This is a genomic window from Tepidibacter hydrothermalis (assembly GCF_029542625.1).
GTDB lineage: Bacteria > Bacillota > Clostridia > Peptostreptococcales > Peptostreptococcaceae > Tepidibacter_A > Tepidibacter_A hydrothermalis.
This window is the reverse complement of the sequence record NZ_CP120733.1, coordinates 3,534,116-3,554,924: the sequence shown is the minus strand read 5'-3', so window position 1 is coordinate 3,554,924 and position 20,809 is coordinate 3,534,116. Positions and strand designations below refer to the sequence as shown.

Sequence of the window (20,809 nt, the reverse complement as noted above, 5' to 3'; positions counted from 1 at the left end):
TAGTATTTAAAAATGAGAATATAGTTAATGATAATAATTATAGATATCTAAGCATAAAAGGAGATGATTTTATGATAAATATATTGATAGTAGAAGATGAAGCTAGTATATCTAATTTGATAAAGATTAATTTAGATGTAGCAGGATACAGTACAAGACAAGCTTATGATGGAGAAGAAGCTTTAGATATAATAAGTGAAAATAAAATTGATTTGATACTTTTAGATGTTATGATACCCAAAATTGATGGGTTTGAATTAATACAAAAAATAAAACACATGAATATACCTGTTATATTTCTTACTGCTAAAGATTCTCTTATAGATAAGGTAACAGGTCTTAGACTAGGTGCTGAAGATTATATAGTAAAACCATTTGAAGCTATAGAGCTTCTTGCAAGGATAGAGGTTGTTCTTAGAAGGTATGGAAATAATGACAATATAATAAAATTTAAAAATATAAGTATCCTTTTAAATGATAGAGTTGTGAAAATAAATGATAAAGTAGTGGATTTGACTTTAAAGGAGTTCGAACTTTTCGTATTATTATTAAAAAATAAAAATGTGGCTTTAACTAGAGAAGGTATACTTCAAAAAGTTTGGGGATATGAGTATTATGGAGAAACTAGAACTGTAGACAATCATATTCAAAAGATAAGAAGTAAACTAAATTTAAATGACAATATAAAAACTGTTTATAAAGTTGGATATAGATTGGAGGATTAAATATGAAGCTATGGCAAAAAATATATTTAGTACTCATTGTATTATTTCTCATTACATTTAACATAGTAGGGTTTGCTATAATACAAAAAAACTATAACGAAAGTATAGATAAAGAAATTCAAAATTCCTTAAAACAACATGATAGTATAGCATATGCAATAGATATGAATTTTAACTTATTCAACGATTATGCGTATGTTATAGATTATATAAAAAAAGAAACTATTAAAAATGATATTAAAATAGAGTTTTTAACTAAAGATAACGATATACTTTTTAGCAATTTGGGTTTTGATATATCTTCTCAAAGAGAAGAATTGAAATCTTTGACTTTGTATAAAAAGAACTATATTTTAAGAAGGGTAGAAGAGAGAGAGTATATATTTGTATCAAGTCTTATAAATGTAAATGATAAAAATTTTAAATTTTCATATGTAAAAAATATAGATTATATATACAATGAAAAGAATGACGATTATAATTTTTTATTAAAGTTTGAGATATATATATTACTTATATTCGCTATAATAATATATTTTATAAGTAGAAAAATAACTAGTCCTATAGATAGTATTATAGAATCTACACAGAATATATCAAGTGGAAATTATGATAAAAGGCTGGATATAAAATCTTTAGATGAGTTAGGAATATTATCAAGTAACTTCAATGTTATGGCAGATAAAATAGAAGAAAAAATACTTGAGCTACAAAACATAAATGATGAAAAACAAAGATTTATAGATAATCTAACACACGAAATAAAAACTCCATTAACATCTATAATAGGATATTCTAACTTACTTCTTACAACAAAAGTAGATGAAAAAATACAATACGAATCTTTAAAATATATAAATAGTGAGGGTAAAAGATTACAAGAGTTATCTAGCAAAATGATGAATCTGATATGCCTTAATGCAGATAACTTTGAGATGAAAAATGAAAATATAATGGAAATACTTAAATATATAAAAGAATCATTTAGAATAAAACTAAATGAAAAGAATATAAACCTCATAATAAATGGGAAGGACTGTAATTTATATATTGAAAAAGACTTAATGACTATAATGATATCAAATCTAGTAGATAATGCTATAAAAGCTTCTTGCAATAACTCTAACATATATCTTAATTCATATAAAGAAAACTTAAATACAATAATAGAGCTTAGAGATACAGGAATTGGAATATCTAAGGAACATATAGATAAGATTATAGAACCTTTTTATATGGTAGATAAATCTAGGAGTAGGAAAAATAATGGAGCTGGAATAGGTCTATCTATATGCAAAAAAATAGCTGATATTCATAATGCTGATATAGAAATAGAAAGTGAAATAAACAAAGGAACTACAATAAGAGTTATATTCAAGTAAAACAAAACTTTACAACTATATTACAATTTGACTAAAACTTCATAACTTCTCAACATTATAATTAAATTATCAAAAAAACAATAAAGGAGATTATTATGAAAAATAAAACAATCATTATAAATTCAGCTATTATATTTATAATGTTAATACTAGGTTATAAAGCATTTGTTCTCATAAATGAGAATACGTCAGATGATAAAATAAGAAAAGATGTTGTGTATCACCAGACTATGAATAATGATATAACGGATAAAGAAATTGAAAATAAGGTTGTCAAGATTTTAGAAACATACTATAAAAAAGAAAAAATAAGAGAAAATTATAAAGTAATAATAAGGTATGAAACTCAAAAGGAAATATATAAATATCTAGATCGTACTGAAGAAAATATAAAAACAAATGATGATTATAAAGAAAAATATAGTTCTTATATAGAATATATAAATAAAATTAAGAATGATATAAATTACGGTATAATAAATGTATTTGTTGAACCAAAGGATAAATCAGAACAACATACTGGTTACACTGTAGGGTTAAATGATAAAACAAATGAAATTTTATATAGTTCTTCTTGGAACAATATAGATATATATTCTATGAGTAAAGAAGAGTTAATAGAATATGAAAAACAGGTTATAAATAATAAAGAAGCAGATAAAATAGCTAGAAAATTTTTGATTCAAAATAATATAATAGATGATAAGAATTCAAGTTACGAAAACCTGGAATTAAGACATGATAACTATAACTCAAATTATGTAACTTTATTTTATAAAAACAAAGATAATGATTTATTAAACGTTACAATAAATAAAAGTACAAAAGAAGTTATAGGATTTGCACTTGGAATTCAAGCTCAATTAGATTATATAAGAATATAAAAGTTTACAACTATCTTACAACTCTATTGAAATTTAAAAAAATTTGAAGAGTATAATTAAGTTAAAGACAACACAAAAAGGAGAGAGATAATATGAATATAAAAAAATTCGCAAGTGCTTTAATAATTATGACTTGTATAGTTGGACTTTCAGCATGTGCAAAAGATGATGTTCCAAGCAAAGAACAAAATCAAGTAGAGGTTGAGCAGAGTAAAGATGTACAATCAGAAAATGGACAAGTTGAAACAAAAGAAGATAATCAATCTAATACTAATGAAAATGATTCTGAGGGCTTAGACTTATCTAATGTAAAATATATAGGATATGAAGCAACTAGAGATGAAAAACTTGAAGAGGCAATACACAAAACTATGCCAGAGTATGATAAAGAGACATATGGACCAGTAAGATATTACTATAATAAAGTAGATCTTAATGGAGATGGAAAAGAAGAAATATTCACAGTGTTATATGGAATGTATGTTGCAGGTAGCGGTGGAGGAACTGGACTACTATTTGATAATGACTACAACTTAGTAACACAGTTTTCATTAGTTAGGACTCCTGTAATAATAAGTGATAATAAAACTAATGGATGGAATGAAATATTGATGTATGTATCAGGTGGAGGAGTAGAGAGCTTCTATGCTCAAATGAAATTTGATGGAAAAACTTACCCATCTAATCCGTCTGTACAATCAGAAGTAAAGCCTGGAACGAAAATAGAAGGTAAAGCTATAATTGCAAATGAGGCTACATGGGATAATGGAATAGAGCTTAACTAAATATATAAAAGAAAAAATGTATATGAAATTAACATCAATACAATGGTGTTTTCATATACATTTTTTATTGTATATGAAATTATATAAAGCGAATTTTGTATTATTATAATTTTTTGTGTTTTTTGATATAATAAGGTGCATAGTGATTATTTGGTTAAAACTAAGGTTAGATAGGAGCAAAATATGGACAAGATATATTTAAAGAATGAACAAGAGACTAGTGAAATTGGATATAGATTAGGGCAACTTTTAAATAAAGGTGATGTAGTATGCTTAATAGGGGATTTAGGTGCTGGAAAAACTACTATAACAAAGAGTATAGCAAAAGCGCTTGAAGTAGATGATTATATTACAAGCCCTACATTTACGATAGTCAATGAATACGATGGAAAATACCCTCTGTATCACTTTGATGTTTATAGAATATCATCTAGTGAAGATATGTATGAGATAGGATTTGAAGAGTATTTATATGGAGATGGGATATGTATTATAGAGTGGGCTAATTTAATAGAAGATATACTTCCAGATGAATATATAAATATAGAACTTAACTACAAAGATGAGGGTAGAGAAATGATAATTACTACTCATGGAGAACATTACGAAAACATAATAAAGGAGATAATTAAATAATGAAGGTACTTGGAATTGATACATCTTCAAAAGCTGCATCTGTTGCAATTATGGAAGATGATAAACTTATATCAGAATATACTATAAATAATAATAAAACACATTCACAAAAGCTTATGCTGATAATTGAAAATATGTTTAAACTTAATGAAATGAGTGCTGAGGATATAGATCTAATATCAGTATGTGTGGGGCCTGGTTCATTTACAGGGCTTAGGATTGGAGTTGCTACAGCTAAAGCTATAGCTCATGTGAGAGATATACCTGTGGTTGTTGTAAATTCACTTGAAGCACTTGCGTTCAATATGGCTATGACAAACAAAACAGTATGTCCTATGATTGATGCACAAAAAAAACAAGTGTATACTTGTAAATATTCTTGGGATAAAGATTGTTTATTAAAAGTAGAAGACATAGATGTAAAAAAAGTAGATGATTTAGCAGCGGAATTTAAATCTTCATGTGAAGAATTTGTATTGGTTGGAGAAGGTGTAGGTTTACATAAAGAAGTTTTCGAAAATATAAATAATGTATATATAGCTCCTAATTCTCATAGAACATCAAGAGCATCTAGCATATGCGAAATAGGTATACAGAAATTTAAAAAAGGAGATACAAAAACTCATTATGATGTAGTACCTTATTATATAAGAAAATCTCAAGCAGAGGTTCAATATGAAGAAAAGATGAAGAGGTTGAAGGAAGATGGAAAATAATATAGTTATAAGAAATCTACAAGAAAAAGATATAGATGATTTAGTGGAAATAGAAGAACTTTGTTTTAAGACACCTTGGACAAAGCATTCATTACAAAAAGAACTCAAAAACAAACTTGCAAGATACAAGGTAATAGAAAAAGATTCAAAAATAGTGGCTTATGCAGGAATTTGGTTTGTAGTAGATGAAGGTCATATAACAAATGTTGCAGTTCATCCTGATCATAGGGGATTAGGTCATGGAAATCAGATTATAGAAGCTTTAATAGATGAATGTGCAAAAAGTAATATAATATCTATGACTCTTGAAGTTAGAAAATCAAATGATACAGCTATTAAGTTATACAAAAAATACGGTTTTAAATTGTCTGGAATAAGACCTGGATATTATACGGATACTCAGGAGGATGCACTTATTATGTGGAAAGATATAGAAAAAGGAGAAGAAATATGAATGATATAATAACTTTAGCAATAGAAAGTAGTTGTGATGAAACTTCTGCCGCTATACTTAAAAACGGAAGAGACGTGATATCTAATATAGTTGCAACTCAAATAGATCTTCACAAAAAATTTGGAGGAGTAGTTCCAGAAGTTGCGTCTAGAAAACATGTAGAGAGTATAGATGCAGTGATTCAAAGTGCTTTAGACGAGGCAAATATGACATTTGATGATATAGATATAATAGGTGTAACGCACGGACCAGGGCTAGTAGGAGCTTTATTAGTTGGACTATCTACTGCAAAGGCTTTATCATTTGCATTAAATAAGCCGCTTGTAGGAGTTAATCATATAGAAGGACATATAAGTGCAAACTTTATACAAGATAAAGAATTAGAACCTCCTTTTATATGTTTGATAGTGTCGGGTGGACATACTCATCTTGCAGAAGTTAAAGACTATGGAAAATACGAGATACTTGGAAGAACTAGAGATGATGCAGCTGGTGAGGCATTTGACAAAATAGCAAGAGCAATGAAACTTGGCTATCCAGGAGGACCTATAATAGATAGATTATCTAAGATGGGAGATAAGGATAGCATTAAATTCCCTAGGATATACTTAGAGAATGATAGCTATGATTTTAGTTTTAGTGGGCTTAAATCATCAGTTTTAAATTATTTAAATGCAAAAAAAATGAAAAATGAAGATATAGTAGTTGAAGATGTTGCGGCATCATTCCAACAAAGTGTTGTAGAAGTACTTACTAGCAAAGCTATAAAGGCAGCTAAAGAAAAAGGTTATGATAAAATAGTTCTAGCGGGAGGAGTAGCCGCAAACTCTGGGCTTAGAGAAATGTTAGTAACTGAGTGTAAAAGTCATAATATAGATGTTAAATATCCATCCCTTGATTTATGTACAGATAATGCTGCTATGATAGGGTGTGCAGCTTATTACGATTATATAAACGGTAAGGTAGATGACCTTAGCTTAAACGCAGTTCCGAATTTAAAACTAGGACAAAAATAGAGATATAAATTCATATATAATTAAAGAAGGGCTTATTACATAAGCCCTTCCCACAATTCATATAAATTTTCTAGTTTTGTTTCAAATTCAGATTTTTTAGATGTAACTTCTTTAGATTTTTCAGGATTAGAATACACCTCTTCTTGGCACATAAGTTCATTTAGGTTTTCTATTTCAGATTCAACTTCCATTATTTCTTTTTCGATGTTCTGCCTTTGAACCCTCAATTTTTTTTCAGATTGTTTCTTTTCTCTTTCTTTTCTTTTTTCTTCTTTTATTTGAGTTTTAGTTTTTTCTTCAGTTACTTCAACCACAGATTCTTCTAATTGTTTTTTCTTTTCTATATAGTAATCGTAATTTCCAAGATACTCTTTTATGCCATCCGGACCTAGAAGGATTATTTTGTCTACAACAGTATTTAAGAAATATCTATCATGTGAAATAACTAATAAAGTGCCTTCATAATTGGATAAAGCTTCCTCTAACACTTCTTTAGAGTTAATATCTAAGTGGTTAGTAGGCTCATCTAAAAGTAAAAAGTTTGATTTTGAAAGCATAAGCTTTAAAAGCGCTACTCTAGATCTTTCGCCTCCACTTAAAGTCGATATTTTTTTGAAGACCTCTTCATCTTCAAATAGAAAGGCTGCAAGCATAGTTCTTATTGTACTTTGTTGTAGTAATTTATTTTCATTCCAAATTTCATCAATTATAGTATTATCTAAATTTAGAGTTTTTTGCTCCTGATGAAAGTAACCTATATTAACATTTTTGCCTAATTTGAAGTTTCCATCTATGAGTTCTAAATTATTCATTAAAACTTTGAATAAAGATGACTTACCTATACCATTAGGACCTATAAGAGCCACTTTTTCACCTTTATATATATTAAAATCAACATTTTTAAATAATACATTATCATCGTATCCAATAGATAAATTTTCAACAGCTAATACATCATTACCACTGGCTACACATGGCTCGAATCTAATACGAGCTTTTTTAGCAGCTGCATCAGGCTTTTTTAAAACATCTACTTTATCAAGAGCTTTTTCTCTACTTCTAGCTCTTTTAACTTGTTTTTCTCTACCAAATGCTTTTAATTTTTCTATAACTTCTTCTTGTCTTTTTATTTCTTTTTGTTGATCTTCATATTTTTTTTGTTCTATTTCTTTTTCTATTGCTGATTTCTTTACGAAATCAGAATAGTTACCATTATATGCAGTTAAAGTCTTGTTATGAAGCTCAAATACCCTATTTACAGTTTGATCTAAGAAGTATCTATCATGGGAAATTATAAGAATACTTCCTTTATACTGCTTTAAGAAGAATTCAAGCCACTCTACAGCGTCTGTATCAAGATGGTTGGTAGGCTCATCTAGTAGAAGTAGAGTTGGTTTTTTAAGCAAAAGCTTAGCTAAAAGGACTCTAGTCTTCTCTCCTCCTGATAATATATTAACATTTTTGACCATATCATCATCAGAAAAACCTAGTCCTTTAAGAACACCTTTTACTTCTGATTTATAACCATAACCATTTTTATCAGAAAATAATTCTAGTTTCCGAGAGTATTCATTCATTAATTTTTCAAGTTCTTTAGATTCTGCCTGTGAACTCTGAATTGATATTTTAGACTCCATATCGCGAAGATCTTTTTCCATACTTATAAGATCATTGAAAACTGTTAAAACTTCATCTAATATATTTTTTGTGGATTCGAAATTCATATTTTGCTCTAAATACCCTATTTCAGTACTCTTAGATGTGTATACATCACCGTTATCATAAGAATAATCCCCTGATAATATCTTAAATAAAGTGGTTTTACCAGTTCCGTTGATTCCTACAACACCTACTTTATCTCCTTCATTTACTGTAAAACTTATATCCTTTAATATAGAATTTACTCCAAAGCTTTTATTTATATTATTGCAAGATAAAACAATCATATTTATAACCTCCTAATTTAAAACAAATGCTAAGTAAAATTATAAAGTTTAAATAAGATATAATCAAGTTTTGTATAATTGATTAAATAATATTGATAAAAATATGTATAAATCGACAAGAAATGTGATATAATAGTCAGTATGAAATTTGACATACGAAAAACAGTTTGTTATAATTATATCAAAAGAAACTATATATGGAGTAGGTGAAGGAATGTCTAAACAAATTTCTATGGCTGTAATAAGAAGACTGCCAAAATATTATAGATACTTAAGAGACTTATTGGATAGAGATATATATAGAATTTCATCTAAAGAGTTGAGTGAGATAATCGGTTTCACAGCTTCTCAAATAAGACAAGATTTAAATAATTTTGGTGGATTTGGACAACAGGGATATGGATATAATGTTGAGGAATTATACAATGAAATCGGAAAAATATTAGGTATAGACAAAGGATACAACACTGTAATAGTAGGAGCAGGTAATTTAGGTCAAGCTATTGCAAACTATTCTGGATTTCAAAAGTCTGGATTTGAAATAAAAGCTTTATTTGAGGCTAATCCTAGACTTATAGGTCTTAAAATAAGGGATTTAGAGATATTCGATATAGAGGATATAGAAGACTATATAAAAGAAAATGATATCGAAATAGCTGTAATATGTACTCCTAAGGAGAGCGCTCAAGATATAGCAGATAGATTATCTAAGTCTGGAATAAGTGGGATATGGAATTTTGCACCAGTAGATTTGAATTTACCAGAAAATTTAGTAGTTGAAAATGTTCACTTAACTGAGAGTCTTTATACTCTATCTTATTTACTAAATGAAAAGAATAGTCAAAAATAAACAAAGAAGCTATCATTTGATAGCTTCTTTATTATGTATTATTCAGCGTTTGGTGCATCTACTGGGCATACTCCAGCACAAGCTCCGCAATCGATGCAAGTATCAGCATCTATAACATATTTGTCATCTCCAGCTGATATACAGCTAACTGGACATTCTGGTTCACAAGCTCCACAGCTTATGCAAGCGTCATTAATTTTGTAAGCCATTTTAAATTCCTCCTCTAAAAGATATAATTTTCTATTAAATTATAGCAGAAATATGAAAAAATAACAACTGCTAACGATATTATTATACACATAAAATACGATTTTAAACATATTTTTTAGTCGATTTTAATGTTGTAAGGAAAACGTGTGCTTTATAGAATTAGTAAACTTTATATTTAAAATGAATTTCATGAAAATTTGACAAACTTAAAAATTAAGAGTAAAATAAATAAAAGAAAAATATAGGTGATGGAGTTCACCTTAATTGCTTAAAAGCTGATGACTCCTATAGATAGTTATATCTATAGGAGTTTTTTATATGCTAAAAATTATATAATTTTGAATATGAGGATAACGTTGATCAAAGAATTAAATTTGCAACTATTTTTAAGCAACAGAGTCGTAAGACTTGTTGGCGCCATGAGCGCATGTGAATTTTGAGAACGGATCCCGTAGGACTCGTTGGCGACATGAGCTATGCGATAGCATAAAGTGAATTTTGTGTGTGAAAGTATAAAAAAATAGGAGGTAGTAACAATGGCAGGTAGTTTGGCAATAATTATAATATTAGGTCTTTTGATGAATGAATTATTTGAAAAAATAAAACTTCCAGGATTACTTGGAATGTTGATTTTGGGAATAATAATAGGTCCATACGGTATTGATTTAATAGACAATGGAGTTTTGAATATATCTTCTGATTTGAGAAAGATAGCACTTATAGTAATACTTCTTCGTGCTGGGCTAGGAATTAGTACGGGAGAACTTAAAAGAGTAGGTATTAGTGCAGCAAAATTGTCATTTATACCTGGAATAATGGAAGGCTTTACAATAGCATTTTTATCTATTAAAATATTGGGATTTTCATTTATACAAGGTGGCATATTAGGATTTATAATAGCAGCGGTATCTCCGGCAGTAGTTGTTCCTCAAATGTTAGAGCTTATGAACAACAAACTTGGAACAAACAAGGGAGTTCCTACACTAATAGTAGCTGGAGCATCTATAGATGATGTATTTGCGATAACGATATTTACAACATTTTTAGGATTATATTCAGGATCACATATAAATATAACTATGAAGTTGATAGGAATACCTGTATCTATATTACTTGGAATACTTCTTGGAGTGATAATAGGTATTATAATAATTAAAATACTTAAAATCTATAATATACATAATACAAAGAAAGTTTTAATAGTTTTGGGTGTGGCTATATTACTTACAACTTTAGAAGATGTTTTAAAAGATACAGTTGAAATAGCTTCATTGCTAGGAGTTATGACTATGGGATTTATAATAAGAGAAAAATCACCAAAGTTATCTGAAGTGCTGTCAAACGGATTCAATCACATATGGTTATTTGCACAAATACTTTTATTTGTACTAGTAGGGGCGCAGGTAAACACATCGGTAGCATTTGCATCTGGATTTGAAGGTCTTATTATAATATGTATAGGTCTTTTAGCAAGAAGTTTAGGTGTTTTGATTTCAGTTAAGGGAACAGATTTAAACTATAAGGAGAGATTATTCTGTGTTATATCATATACGCCAAAGGCAACTGTACAAGCTGCAATAGGTGGAATACCACTAGCAGCAGGAGTGGCCTCTGGAGAAGTAATACTTGCAATAGCAGTGCTTGCAATAATATTTACAGCACCTCTTGGCGCATTGGGGATTAAGTTATCTTCTAAGAGGTTGTTAGTTCAAGAGTAAGCTTTTAAGGAATATTTTATATAGTGTTTGAGCGAAAAATGAGGGGTATTAAAATACCGCTACTTAGTCAATATTTTAATAAAACTAAAGATTGAGCCACCTGAATATTCTAAAACTTATTAAACTCCCTGTGGTCAGACAAATAAGTTTTTTAACGTATATTCAGGAGTCACAATCTAAGTTTTATAGAAAAATATTAACAAAAAAGTAGCTAACATTTAAATACCCCTCATTTTTAATATGGTTGCTAATAGTAGATTATAACTAGCTAAAATTTATTTTATCTGAAAATCAAAAGTTATAAAACTTTATCTGGATTAAGTTTCTCTTTATAGGGAGTGTCAAGATCGATTTTATATTATTTGAATCAATATTAAAAAAACTGTCTATGAAAATATCGTTGTATCATCGGTATTCTCATAGATAGTTTTTTAGGTTAATCCATATAAAATAGAACTTACCCCACTGTAAAAAGTTCTTTGCTAAATACATTTAAAAAATACATTTAAAATCAATTTAAAATTTAAGATCTACACTTAAAAAATAAAGGGTATTAAAAATATTTAAGACATGAGTGGTATTTTGATACCCTTTGTTTTGACATTAAGCACATAATTTTGGTTATTTTAAACTGACTTTTGCTTTATAGTAGATAAACTCTCTGTTTCATCAATACTAATCCATGTATATTTAGGTCTTGAAATCTTTTGAGAGGTATAGATTACGTGATGTCCTGAAAATAAGTAACTTACCATACGAGCTATGAATAAAAATTTATATGGAATAACTTAATCCTCGTTATAAAGAAATCTAAAGGAGTATTTGTAGCATCAAAAGTACTTTTATAAACTGGATTAAGAAACTTTGTTAAATAAATATTAAAATGTGGAAGTTAGTTCATTAAATAATATGCTGTAAAGACAAAAACATATACAAGCTATAATTATTTTTAATATAATTATAAAGGTTATATCTGATATTTGAATTATCTCGTAGTAAGAGTGAGTAGCTCCTAAAGCTAATGCTACAAATTTCGATACAAAGCTTGATATAAAGCAGGGTATGGATGCAAAATATTACATTTCTCCAATTGCAACAATTTCCGTAGTAACCACAGATCCAAATACCTTACTTATGCCACCATGGAGTAATATTTTTATGTACATATGATCAACTTTAAATATATTACTTACTAATTCAGCCATACTGTATTCCATTTGAACTACTGTACATTCTCTTCTAGCAGATAGGAATGAGTCCATCAAAGGTGGTTTAGGACGATCCAAGGGAAACTTAATTTTCAAATATTCAAAAAAATAAAAGTATATCATATATATGATTAAAATACAATCTAAAATTAAAGTTGATATGTATATTTGAAAAATAAAGAAAAATCACAAACTTCAAAAAAGTGATAAATTTTAAACAAATATTGAAAAATAATATGAAATTGTAATATACTATTTAGTATATAAATATAATAAGTATATACAAATAACAGAAAAATGAAGGAGAGAAACTATTTGAAAGATTTATTAGAGTACAACCCTATAATTGCAGCGGTAAAAAATGATAAGGGCTTGCATGAGGCAGTGAAATCTGACTGTGAAATAATATTCTTATTATATGGAGATATGATTACATTAAAAGAAAAAGTTGATTTTTTGAATAAGAATAACAAAAAGGTTTTTGTTCATCTAGATATGATAACAGGATTTGCATCTAATCCCATAATAATAGACTATATAGCATCCTCTATGCATGTGGAAGGAGTTATAAGTACAAGAGTTAACATGATAAAAAGAGCTATAGATAAAAATATTAAAGCTGTTCAAAGATTTTTTATAGTGGACTCTATGTCTTTGGATAGTGCGCTTGAAAGTCTTAAGAAGGTTAGACCTCAAGCTGTTGAAATAATGCCAGGCATAATGCCTAAGGTTATAAAAAAGGTAAATTCTCAGCTTAAGATTCCAGTTATATCAGGAGGACTTGTTGAAACGAAGGAAGAGGTTATATCAATTCTTAAAAATGGAGCATCTTCTATATCAACTACGAATCCAAATATATGGGAAGAGTAAATTAATAGAATTTTCAAAAAACTCTTGACGTTTAGAAAATGGTGAATTATAATAAGATTACAACAACTTAATAAATAAAAGCTGGAGACGAGAGAGCTGTAATAATAGTCATTAATATTATAGTTGTCTCTTTTTTGTATTCTTGTTTCCAGCAAAAGTAAACGAACTTAATAGTTTCAAAAGAAGTCTAAACCCTTAATTTAAAGGATAAAGACTTTTTTTATAAACATCAGGAAAACATTTTCACAACAAAATAATACTTATGGGGGTGTAATTTTGAAGCATTTAGGAACTATTATAGGAACAGCTATTGCTGGTATGTTTGTAATGGGTGTTTGGGGTGCTTTCGCAGGAGCATATGGAATTGCTGGTGGTTGGTTTGCAGGATTTTTAATAATCGGAGTTATGTGGTATATGAATCATTATATTGGAATTGTAAACAACGAAGATGGAGCAGCTTGGATTGATATGGCTTTGGGAATTGCAGTAGCAGGAACAACAAGAGATGCTTTTATGGCAGGTAGTTTTGCTCCTATATCTACTTCAATGCTTACATTGATTATAGTAATTGCAGGTGGAGTTACAGGTGGAATTACAGCTGGACTTATTCAGAAAAATGTATTAAATAAAAAAGAAACTGAAACAGAATCTGTTTAAAAGGGGGAACTGTAATGACTTTAAAATTAGCAATAGGAACATTTGCTGGGGCATTTATATTTCCATTTATGATAAGACTTGTTTGGGGAAAATTAGTTGAAGATTTCGGTCCTGCAGGAGGATGGATGGCAGCTGCATTTATAGTTGGTCTTTGTTGGACTTTGAACCATGGAGTAGGAGCTATACATCAAATGGAAGGCGGAGCATGGATAGATATGGCATGGGCAGCAGGTATAGGATTATGGGCAGCAACGGTAGTTGTTGACAAAGCTGATGTAGGAAAATCAATACCTACAATTGTATTCTCTCTAATAGGAGGAACATTAGGTGGCTTCTTATTATCAACTTTCTTATAATAAATAGTAAATTATATTCTCTATAGATAAGAAATTTCTTATAGAGTAGGAAATTATAATATTTTAAATAAAAATATTGATTTGTAGTCTTACTGTTGATGTTTAACATATACTTATCTTAAAATAATAAAGTGGGGGGACTGTAATTATGCAAAAGAAATACATTATGTCTTTAGATCAAGGAACTACAAGCTCGAGAGCAATATTATTTGATAAAGAAGGAAAAATAGTAGGGGTTTCTCAAAAAGAATTTACTCAGATATATCCTAAAGGCGGATGGGTTGAGCATGATGCTATGGAAATATGGGGAACTCAAAGTGGAGTTGCTAGAGAAGTTTTAGAAAAGACTGGAATATCTCCTGAAGAAGTTGCAGGTATAGGAATCACAAACCAAAGAGAGACTACTGTTGTTTGGGATAAGAATACTGGAAAACCTATATACAATGCAATTGTATGGCAATGCAGAAGAACAGCTGATATATGTGACGGATTAAAAGAAAAAGGTCTTGAGGAAAGTATAAGAGATAAAACAGGACTTGTAGTTGATGCTTATTTCTCTGGAACAAAGATTAAGTGGATACTTGATAATGTAGAAGGAGCTAGAGAAAAAGCTGAAAATGGGGACTTATTATTTGGTAATATAGATACTTGGTTAATTTGGAACTTAACTAGAGGTAAGGTACATGTAACAGATTATACTAATGCATCAAGAACAATGATTTATAATATAAAAGAGTTAAAGTGGGATGATGAATTACTTGAAGCTCTTGATATTCCAAAATCTATGCTTCCAGAAGTTAAACCTTCAAGTTGTGTATATGGAGTTACTGATGAGCATACGTTTGGTGGAGCTCAAATACCTATAGCAGGAGATGCTGGAGATCAACAAGCAGCACTATTTGGTCAGGCATGTTTTGATGAGGGTATGGCAAAGAATACTTATGGAACTGGATGCTTTATGCTTATGAACACAGGTGAAAAGCCAGTAGCATCTAAAAATGGATTATTGACTACTATAGCATGGGGTGTAGACGGAAAGGTTGAATATGCTCTTGAAGGAAGTATATTTATAGGTGGAGCTTCTGTTCAATGGTTAAGAGATGAACTTAAAGTTATATACGATGCTAGAGAATCAGAGTATTATGCATCTTCAGTTGAAGATACTAATGGAGTATATATGGTTCCAGCATTTACTGGACTTGGAGCACCTTATTGGGATATGTATGCAAGAGGAGCGATAGTAGGTCTTACTCGTGGAGCTAAAAGAGAGCATCTAGTAAGAGCAACTCTTGAATCTATAGCATATCAAACTAAAGATGTTTTAGAAGCTATGCAAGATGATTCAGGTATAGAACTTAAAGGACTTAAGGTTGATGGAGGAGCTTGCGCTAACAACTTCTTAATGCAGTTCCAAGGAGATGTATTAAATGTTCCTGTTAATAGACCAGAAGTTATAGAAACTACTGCTTTAGGTGCAGCTTATCTTGCGGGTCTTGCTGTTGGATTCTGGAAAGATAAAGAAGAAATAAAAGAAAAATGGGCTATAAATAGAACATTTAATCCTGATATGGAAGAAGAAAAGAGAAGAACTCTTTATAAAGGATGGAAAAAAGCAGTAAGAAGATCTATGGAATGGGAAAAAGAAGATTTAGCTGAAGAGGCTAATGCATAAAAATAGTAAATTTTAATTAAATTAAATAAATTTAAACTTATTGTTTAAGGCAAGGAGAAGAGAGATAGCCTGATCTAGGCTATCTCTCTGTCTATTTTTAGTGGGAATTTACAATTTATATTAATAAATTCTATTAATATAAATTCTAAGTTTCTGATATTCAAGTTAATATAAAAACTTTAAAAATATATGTATAGGTTCAATTAATAATTAAAGATGTAAGATGAGGAGGAATAAATATGTTTGATGTGGCTGTAATAGGGGCTGGTGTTGTAGGAGCCAGTATAGCTAGAGAACTTTCTAAGTATAACTTAAGTACAGTTGTACTAGAAAAAGGAGTTGAAGTTTGTCAAGCAACTACAAAAGCTAATAGTGCAATAATTCATGGTGGATATGATGCTGTTGATGGGACTTTGAAGGCAAAGTTAAATGTTAAAGGAAATGAAATGTATGAAGATTTATGTAATGAACTAGATGTACACTTTAAGAGAATAGGATCTTTAGTTGTTGCATTTTCTGAAGAAGAAATGGAGACAGTAAAAGATCTTTATGACAGAGGAATTAATAATAAGGTTAAGGGCCTTGAAATATTAAATAAAGAACAAATTAAAGAGATAGAACCTAATATAAGTGATGAAGTTATAGGAGCTCTTAGATGCAAAAGTGCTGGAATTGTTTGCCCATTTAATTTAACTGTTGCTTTAATGGAAAATGCTATTGTTAATGGAGTTAAGTTAAATACAGAATCTGAGGTTACAAATATATCTAAAGATGAATACTTTAATATAGAAACTAAAAAAGGAAATATACAAGCAAAATATGTTATAAACGCAGCTGGATTATATGCTGACAAGATAAACGAGATGATAGGTGGAGATGAATATTACATTATAAGTAGAAAGGGAGAATACAGGGTTTTAGATAAATCTGAGGGAAGTATTGTAAATCATGTATTATTCCAATGTCCAACTAAAAAAGGTAAGGGAGTATTGGTTACACCTACAGTTCATGGGAATGTGCTTTTAGGTCCTACTGCTGAAGAAGTAAAAGATCCAGAAGATGTATCAATAACAAAGAGTGGTTTAAGTTTTTTAACTAAGAATGCTAAAAAAAGTATACCAAGTATTGATTTGTCAAAGACCATAACATCTTTTTCAGGGGTAAGAGCAACTCCTAATACTAAAGACTTTATGATATTTGCATCAAGTAAGGCTAAAGGATTTATAAATGTTGGTGGAATAGAGTCTCCTGGACTTAGTGCAGCACCAGCTATTGCAGAGTATGTAATAGATATATTAAAAGAAGAGGGATTGAATTTTGAAGCAAAAGCAGATTTTAATCCATATAGAAAAAAAGATAAGCCATTTTCTAATATGAATAATGAAGAAAGAAAAGAAGCTATTAAAAAAGATATAAGACATTCAAAAATAATATGTAGATGTGAGACTACAACAGAAGCTGAGATAATAGATGCAATTCATAGACCAGCTGGAGCTAGAACTGTTGATGGAGTAAAAAGAAGAGTAAGACCTGGAATGGGAAGATGTCAAGGAGGCTTTTGTGGTCCTAGAGTAGTTGAAATATTAGCTAGAGAACTTAATTTAGATATGGAAGATGTTTTAAAAGATTATGAGAATTCTAAAATGATACTAGGAAAAGTAAAAGAATCAAGGGGTGAGAAGATTGAAATATGATGTTGTTGTTGTTGGAGGAGGACCAGCAGGACTTGGAGCTGCTGTTGAAGCGAAAAAGCATGGGGCAAATAAGGTATTAATAATAGAAAGAGATAGAGAACTTGGAGGAATACTTAATCAATGTATTCATAATGGTTTTGGTCTTCATGAGTTCAAAGAAGAACTTACAGGACCTGAATATGCAAATAGATTTATAAAAATGGTAGAAGAAAATGATATAGATTATATGTTAAATACTATGGTACTTAGTATAGAAGATAAGAAGATAATAGCACTTGGAGAAAAAGGTCTTATAGATATAGAAGCTATTGCAATAGTTCTTGCAATGGGATGTAGAGAGAGAACAAGAGGTGCAATAGACCTTGCAGGTTATAGACCAGCAGGAGTTTATACAGCAGGAGCAGCTCAAAGATTTATGAATATGGAAGGCTACATGGTAGGTAAAAAAGTAGTTATATACGGTTCTGGAGATATAGGACTTATAATGGCTAGAAGAATGACTTTAGAAGGAGCCAAAGTAGAGGCAGTAGTGGAAGTTAACCCTCACTCAAGTGGACTTACTAGAAATATAGTTCAGTGTTTAGATGATTTTGATATACCTCTTTTATTACAGCATGGAATAACTTATGTTCATGGAAAGGACAGGGTTACAGGAGTTACTATATCAAAACTTGATAGTAATAGAAATCCTATAGAGGGAACGGATAGAGAAATAGAGTGTGACACAGTATTATTATCAGTAGGTCTTATACCTGAAAATGAACTTTCAAGTGATACGGGAGTTGAACTTCATAATACAACTAAGGGACCTGTAGTAAATAATAAAATGCAAACTAATGTTGATGGAGTATTTGCATGTGGGAATGTTGTTCATGTTCATGACTTAGTTGATTTTGTAACTAAAGAAAGCAGAATAGCAGGAAGAAATGCTGCTTTATATGTGTTAAATAAAATAGAAAATAATGAGACTGTAGAGACTGAAGCTGGAGATGGAATAGGATATATAGTACCTCAACAAATAGATACTAAATTAGGAGAAGAAGTTAACTTATTTATGAGAGTTAGAAATATATACTCTAATAGAAAACTTGTTGTTAGAGATGGTGATGAAATAATACTTCAAAAGAAAAGACCTCATATGATACCTTCAGAAATGGAAAACTTAAAGTTAAGTGCAGAACTTATTAAAAATCTAAAAGGTAATATAAGTGTTTGTGTAGAGGAGGCTTAATAATGGAAAAAAATATTACTTGTATAGTATGTCCTGTAGGTTGCAGATTGACAGTAAAAAAGAATGAAGATAAAACTTATACAGTTACAGGAAATACATGTAAAAGAGGAGAAAAATACGGAGTAGAAGAAATGACAGCTCCTAAGAGAATGGTTACAAGTACTGTTAAAATAAAGGATGGAGCTTTAAGATTAGTACCTGTAAAAACTAGTGATTCAATACCAAAAGAGCTTATATTCGAGCTTATGGAACTACTTGATGATGTAGAGATTGAAGCGCCTGTAATGGTTGGAGATATAATTGTTGAGAATGTATTAGGGACTGGGATTAATATAGTTGCTAGTAGAGATATGTGTAAGGTATCATAAAAATAAAACTTAATAACCATAATTATGTGATTAAATGAAAATGAGGGTTATGAAATTAACCTTCATTTTCATTTTTTTGTAATGTTTATAGTTCAATAATTGTATAAAGAAGATTTATGTGTTTAATCGGAAAATAAAGTAGATTAAAATACCGATAATGTATTAAATTTTTTGCTTAAAACTAAGTGTTCTGTCTTATTGAATATCCTAAAAGTTCTAAACTCCCGTTGGTCAGACAACGAACTTTCTTAACGTATATTCAAACGACATAATACAAGTTTTAAGCAAAAACATTTAAACCATTCTCTAACATTTTAAACCCCTTCATTTTTTAAGTGTAGTTTTTAAATTTTAGATGGATATAATAAAAAAATTTCTTAAGATAGAGGTAAGATTAATTTTATGTTATAGGAACTTATATTAAAAAACTTTCTATGAAAATGTAGTTGTATTCACGGTATTTCCATAGATGTTTTTTGATAACCTACATTAAATACATATAAAATAAGCAAAATATACCTAAATAGGGTTATAATATATGTAGAGTTTAAAGTAAAGAGAGGTATTTTTATGAAGGTATATGCACTTTGTGGGGCTAGTGGAACTGGAAAGAGTTATAGAGCATTAAGAATAGCACATGAAAATGATATAGATTATATAATAGATGATGGAATTCTTATACATAAAAATTGTATAGTAACTGGTGTTTCAGCTAAGAATGCTTCTACCAAGATGGAGGCTGTTAAGAGAGCTATATTTGAAGATATAGATAATAGAAAGAACATGATAAAGGCTATAAATGATAATAATGTTGGAAGTATATTAATAATAGGGACATCTTGGAAGATGATAAATAGAATAAAAAATAGATTAGAACTACCTGATATTTATAAAAAAATAAATATGGAAGATATAGCTACAAAAGAAGAGATGGAAGAAGCTAAGAAAAATAGAATGGAAAAAGGAATTCATATAATACCACTTCCAACTTTCGAAGTTAAAAAACATTTCTCTGGTCTTTTTACAAATCCTATTAAACTTTTATTTAAGGACAAAAATAGTGATATAAAGGAATTTGAAAAGACTCTTATAAGACCTACTTTTAGTTATATGGGTAAGTATTATATATCTCAGAAAGCTATACGACAAATAGTTACATATGAAATGACTAAATTTGAAGATGTATGTCAAATAAGCTCTATAGAGATAAAACACAACAAATCAGGCATAAAAATTGATATAAAAGTGAAGCTTAAAATAGTCGAAATATTAAGACAATGCGAAAATATACAGAAAAAAATAATGGATACACTAGAGAATACAACGCTTCTAAGCGTTAACAGTATAAATATACATGTAGTAGATATTTGTTAAAAAATAAATAACTATTTAATGTGTTTACAAGTTAAATTTTAGTATGTTATAATTTAT

General features: G+C 29.3%; 21 protein-coding genes and 1 riboswitch. Of the genes, 18 read left to right on the top strand and 3 right to left on the bottom strand.

Translation table 11 applies throughout. From position 1 onward, the window contains the following. The first annotated feature begins 71 nt into the window (after positions 1–71). The 8 genes from P4S50_RS16795 to tsaD all read left to right on the top strand — a co-directional run bounded on the left by P4S50_RS16795 (position 72) and on the right by tsaD (position 6,598). Complete coding sequence (locus P4S50_RS16795) at positions 72–725, top strand: response regulator transcription factor (protein ID WP_277731991.1); 654 nt, start codon at positions 72–74, stop codon at positions 723–725. Positions 726–727: 2 nt separating this feature from the next. Continuing rightward, positions 728–2,107: a sensor histidine kinase gene (locus P4S50_RS16790; protein ID WP_277731990.1), complete on the top strand. Its 1,380-nt coding sequence runs from the start codon at positions 728–730 to the stop codon at positions 2,105–2,107. A gap of 95 nt (positions 2,108–2,202) precedes the next feature. Then, on the top strand, positions 2,203–2,991 hold the full coding sequence (locus tag P4S50_RS16785) for a hypothetical protein (protein WP_277731989.1): 789 nt from the start codon (positions 2,203–2,205) through the stop codon (positions 2,989–2,991). Positions 2,992–3,083: 92 nt separating this feature from the next. After that, on the top strand, positions 3,084–3,776 hold the full coding sequence (locus tag P4S50_RS16780; RefSeq protein ID WP_277731988.1) for a hypothetical protein: 693 nt from the start codon (positions 3,084–3,086) through the stop codon (positions 3,774–3,776). 183 nt (positions 3,777–3,959) lie between these two features. Continuing rightward, positions 3,960–4,412, top strand: coding sequence for a tRNA (adenosine(37)-N6)-threonylcarbamoyltransferase complex ATPase subunit type 1 TsaE (gene tsaE, locus P4S50_RS16775; RefSeq protein WP_277731987.1), 453 nt, complete (start codon positions 3,960–3,962; stop codon positions 4,410–4,412). Beyond that, positions 4,412–5,128, top strand: coding sequence for a tRNA (adenosine(37)-N6)-threonylcarbamoyltransferase complex dimerization subunit type 1 TsaB (gene tsaB, locus P4S50_RS16770; RefSeq protein ID WP_277731986.1), 717 nt, complete (start codon positions 4,412–4,414; stop codon positions 5,126–5,128). The genes tsaE and tsaB overlap by 1 nt, the downstream gene beginning before the upstream one ends. Next, a complete protein-coding gene (rimI, locus tag P4S50_RS16765; protein ID WP_277731985.1) occupies positions 5,118–5,582 on the top strand; it encodes a ribosomal protein S18-alanine N-acetyltransferase in 465 nt (154 codons plus the stop codon). Before tsaB ends, rimI begins: the two co-directional genes overlap by 11 nt. Next, a complete protein-coding gene (tsaD, locus tag P4S50_RS16760; protein WP_277731984.1) occupies positions 5,579–6,598 on the top strand; it encodes a tRNA (adenosine(37)-N6)-threonylcarbamoyltransferase complex transferase subunit TsaD in 1,020 nt (339 codons plus the stop codon). The genes rimI and tsaD overlap by 4 nt, the downstream gene beginning before the upstream one ends. A gap of 35 nt (positions 6,599–6,633) precedes the next feature. On the opposite strand, the gene abc-f is transcribed toward tsaD, so the two are convergent. Next, positions 6,634–8,544 (bottom strand): ribosomal protection-like ABC-F family protein, encoded by a 1,911-nt coding sequence (abc-f, locus tag P4S50_RS16755; protein WP_277731983.1) that lies wholly within the window; start codon positions 8,542–8,544, stop codon positions 6,634–6,636. A gap of 214 nt (positions 8,545–8,758) precedes the next feature. Here abc-f and P4S50_RS16750 point away from each other — a divergent pair, with 214 nt between their 5' ends. Next, complete coding sequence (locus tag P4S50_RS16750) at positions 8,759–9,394, top strand: redox-sensing transcriptional repressor Rex (RefSeq protein WP_277731982.1); 636 nt, start codon at positions 8,759–8,761, stop codon at positions 9,392–9,394. Between the two features lie 38 nt (positions 9,395–9,432). Here the strand turns inward: P4S50_RS16750 and P4S50_RS16745 are convergent, their stop codons facing one another. Next, the gene (locus tag P4S50_RS16745; protein ID WP_277731981.1) at positions 9,433–9,603 is read right to left on the bottom strand and encodes a DUF362 domain-containing protein; all 171 of its coding nucleotides are present in this window, start codon (positions 9,601–9,603) and stop codon (positions 9,433–9,435) included. A gap of 236 nt (positions 9,604–9,839) precedes the next feature. After that, positions 9,840–9,899, top strand: a riboswitch (Fluoride riboswitch). A gap of 241 nt (positions 9,900–10,140) precedes the next feature. Here P4S50_RS16745 and P4S50_RS16740 point away from each other — a divergent pair. Continuing rightward, entirely contained in the window at positions 10,141–11,322 is a 1,182-nt protein-coding gene (locus P4S50_RS16740) for a cation:proton antiporter (RefSeq protein WP_277731980.1), read from the top strand. Positions 11,323–12,398: 1,076 nt separating this feature from the next. Here P4S50_RS16740 and P4S50_RS16735 read toward each other — a convergent pair. Continuing rightward, entirely contained in the window at positions 12,399–12,608 is a 210-nt protein-coding gene (locus P4S50_RS16735) for a hypothetical protein (RefSeq protein WP_277731979.1), read from the bottom strand. Positions 12,609–12,845: 237 nt separating this feature from the next. On the opposite strand from P4S50_RS16735, the gene P4S50_RS16730 reads away from it, so the two are divergent. The 8 genes from P4S50_RS16730 to P4S50_RS16695 all read left to right on the top strand — a co-directional run bounded on the left by P4S50_RS16730 (position 12,846) and on the right by P4S50_RS16695 (position 20,752). Further along, positions 12,846–13,400: a glycerol-3-phosphate responsive antiterminator gene (locus P4S50_RS16730; protein ID WP_277731978.1), complete on the top strand. Its 555-nt coding sequence runs from the start codon at positions 12,846–12,848 to the stop codon at positions 13,398–13,400. A gap of 276 nt (positions 13,401–13,676) precedes the next feature. Continuing rightward, positions 13,677–14,057 (top strand): Lin0368 family putative glycerol transporter subunit, encoded by a 381-nt coding sequence (locus P4S50_RS16725; protein WP_277731977.1) that lies wholly within the window; start codon positions 13,677–13,679, stop codon positions 14,055–14,057. 14 nt (positions 14,058–14,071) lie between these two features. After that, positions 14,072–14,413 carry a Lin0368 family putative glycerol transporter subunit gene (locus P4S50_RS16720; protein WP_277731976.1) on the top strand — a complete coding sequence of 114 codons (342 nt, stop codon included), beginning with the start codon at positions 14,072–14,074 and terminating at the stop codon, positions 14,411–14,413. Positions 14,414–14,561: 148 nt separating this feature from the next. Continuing rightward, positions 14,562–16,085: a glycerol kinase GlpK gene (glpK, locus tag P4S50_RS16715; RefSeq protein ID WP_277731975.1), complete on the top strand. Its 1,524-nt coding sequence runs from the start codon at positions 14,562–14,564 to the stop codon at positions 16,083–16,085. A gap of 239 nt (positions 16,086–16,324) precedes the next feature. Then, positions 16,325–17,779, top strand: coding sequence for an NAD(P)/FAD-dependent oxidoreductase (locus tag P4S50_RS16710; protein ID WP_277731974.1), 1,455 nt, complete (start codon positions 16,325–16,327; stop codon positions 17,777–17,779). Further along, complete coding sequence (locus P4S50_RS16705; protein WP_277731973.1) at positions 17,769–19,010, top strand: NAD(P)/FAD-dependent oxidoreductase; 1,242 nt, start codon at positions 17,769–17,771, stop codon at positions 19,008–19,010. Before P4S50_RS16710 ends, P4S50_RS16705 begins: the two co-directional genes overlap by 11 nt. A gap of 2 nt (positions 19,011–19,012) precedes the next feature. After that, positions 19,013–19,378 carry a DUF1667 domain-containing protein gene (locus P4S50_RS16700; protein WP_277731972.1) on the top strand — a complete coding sequence of 122 codons (366 nt, stop codon included), beginning with the start codon at positions 19,013–19,015 and terminating at the stop codon, positions 19,376–19,378. Between the two features lie 570 nt (positions 19,379–19,948). Continuing rightward, on the top strand, positions 19,949–20,752 hold the full coding sequence (locus P4S50_RS16695) for an Asp23/Gls24 family envelope stress response protein (protein ID WP_277731971.1): 804 nt from the start codon (positions 19,949–19,951) through the stop codon (positions 20,750–20,752). The last annotated feature ends 57 nt before the right edge of the window (positions 20,753–20,809 follow it).